The sequence below is a fragment of the Streptomyces sp. NPDC058375 genome, from assembly GCF_042723425.1.
GTDB lineage: Bacteria > Actinomycetota > Actinomycetes > Streptomycetales > Streptomycetaceae > Streptomyces > Streptomyces durocortorensis.
Map to the genome: position 1 here is coordinate 1 of NZ_JBHXJG010000454.1, position 2,398 is coordinate 2,398.

Annotated in this window: 2 protein-coding genes; one reads left to right on the forward strand and one right to left on the reverse strand. The window is 73.2% G+C overall.

Annotated features, from left to right (window positions below):
* Positions 1 to 24: 24 nt before the first annotated feature.
* Positions 25 to 1,236, reverse strand: coding sequence for a signal recognition particle-docking protein FtsY (gene ftsY, locus ACFWM7_RS34950; RefSeq protein ID WP_383268720.1), 1,212 nt, complete (start codon positions 1,234 to 1,236; stop codon positions 25 to 27).
* 178 nt (positions 1,237 to 1,414) lie between these two features.
* Between ftsY and ACFWM7_RS34955 the strand changes: the two genes are divergently transcribed.
* Positions 1,415 to 2,371, forward strand: coding sequence for an LLM class flavin-dependent oxidoreductase (locus ACFWM7_RS34955; RefSeq protein WP_383268723.1), 957 nt, complete (start codon positions 1,415 to 1,417; stop codon positions 2,369 to 2,371).
* The last annotated feature ends 27 nt before the right edge of the window (positions 2,372 to 2,398 follow it).

Consider the following 2,398-nt stretch of genomic DNA (forward strand, 5'->3'; position numbering starts at 1 on the left):
CCGCCATACCGGATGCGGGGCGTTTCAGTCGCCGATCAGGGCGTCCACGAAGGCGCCCGGCTCGAACGGGGCGAGGTCGTCCGCCCCTTCGCCGAGGCCGATCAGCTTCACCGGTACGCCCAGCTCGCGCTGGACCGCGATGACGATGCCGCCCCTGGCGGTGCCGTCGAGCTTGGTGAGGACGATGCCGGTGATGTCCACGACCTCCGCGAACACCCGGGCCTGGACGAGACCGTTCTGCCCGGTGGTGGCGTCGAGGACGAGCAGGATCTCGTCCAGCGGGCCGTGCTTCTCCACGACGCGCTTGACCTTGCCCAGCTCGTCCATGAGGCCGGTCTTGGTGTGCAGCCGGCCCGCGGTGTCGATGAGGACGACGTCCGCGCCCTCGGTGATGCCTTCCTTGACCGCGTCGTAGGCGATCGACGCCGGGTCGCCGCCCTCGGGCCCGCGGACCGTACGGGCTCCGACGCGCTCGCCCCAGGTCTGGAGCTGGTCGGCGGCGGCGGCGCGGAAGGTGTCGGCCGCGCCGAGCACCACGCTGCGGCCGTCGGCGACGAGCACCCGGGCCAGCTTGCCGGTGGTGGTGGTCTTGCCGGTGCCGTTGACGCCGACGACCATGACGACGCCGGGGGTCTCCGCGCCGCCCTCGGTCTTGACCTCGCGGTCGAAGTCCGGGCCGAGCAGGGTGATCAGCTCCTCGCGGAGCAGGGTGCGCAGGTCCTCGGGGGTGCGGGTGCCGAGCACGCGGACGCGCTCGCGGAGCCGCTCGACCAGTTCCTGGGTGGGGGCGACGCCGACGTCGGCGGTGAGGAGGGTGTCCTCGATCTCCTCCCAGGTGTCCTCGTCGAGGTTGTCCCGGGAGAGCAGGGTGAGGAGCCCCTTGCCCAGAGAGTTCTGCGAGCGGGCGAGGCGGGCCCGCAGGCGGACGAGCCGGCCGGCGGTGGGCTCGGGGATCTCCAGCGCGGGCGGCGCGGGGGCCTCGGCGACCGGGGCCTCCTCCACGAGCGCGGTGGCGTCCGGGAGGCCGACTTCGTCGATGGTGCGCCGCGCTTCGTCGCGCGGCGTCTCGGCCTCCTCGCCGACCTGCGGTTCGGCGGGAGGGGTGATGGTCGGCGTGCTCGGCGGCGGGGGCGGCAGCTGCTTCTTCTTGCGGCTGCCGACCACGAGCCCGCCGACCAGGCCGACAGCGACCAGGGCGATGACTACAGCGAGGATGACGATTTCGACGAGTTCCATAACCCGTCCAGTATCGGCCACGGCCGCGCCGCGGGCGCGGCCCCGGCTGGCCCCCGGCGATCCGGCCGACCCCTATGCACCTTTTGGCGGTAATGCGAACCCGCCCCCTACACTCCTGACGCTTCGTCAGCTACGGTGCGGCCACCCGCTCTGCCCGCCCGGCGAAGGGACGCCCCTGATGGCCTTCACAGTGGTCCGGTTCAATCTCGTCGATCCCGACGCCACCCCCGTATCGCTCTCGGCCCGCTACCGCGCCGCCCTGGAGATGGCGGCGTACGCGGACGAGCACGGCGTCGACACGGTGCAGACCGAGGAGCACCACGGGGCGGCGAACTCCTGGCTGCCCTCCCCGTTCACCTTCGCCGGAGCGGTGTTCGGCGCGACCCGCCGGATCGCGGTGACCGTCTCGGCGATCATCGGCCCGTTGCACGATCCGCTGCGGCTCGCGGAGGACATCGCGGTCCTGGACCTGCTGAGCGCGGGCCGGCTGGTGACGGTCGCGGGGATCGGCTACCGCCCGGAGGAGTACGAGCGGGCCGGGGTCGAGTGGGGCCGGCGCGGCAGGCTCCAGGACGAGCTGCTGGAGACGCTGCTGGCGGCATGGAGCGGGGAGCCGTTCCCGTACCGGGGGCGTACGGTACGCGTCACCCCGCGTCCGTACACGCGACCGCACCCGATGCTGCTGGTCGGCGGCAGCTCACGGGCGGCGGCGCCGCGGGCGGCTCGGCTGGGGCTGCCGCTGTTCCCGAGCGCGCATCTGCCTGCGCTGGAGGCGTACTACCGGGAGCAGTGCGCGGCCCACGGGACGGAGGGCTTCTGCATGATGCCCGCGGCCGAGACGCCGCTGCTGCATGTGTCCGAGGATCCGGACCGTACGTGGGCGGAGTACGGCGAGCACTTCCTGCACGAGGCGCGGACGTACGCCTCGTGGCAGTCCAAGGACATCCGCTCGGCGGTGCGGTCGGCGGCGACGACGGTGACGGAGCTGCGCGAGGAGGGGGTGTACCGGATCGTCACGCCGGACGAGCCGGCCGGGCTGGAGGCTAGCTCGCTGGTGCTGCATCCGCTGTGCGGCGGGATGCCGGTGGAGGAGGGGTGGCGGAGCCTGCGGCTGTTCTGCGAGGCGGTGGCCTGAAACGGCACCGCCCCGGCTCGGGTGAGC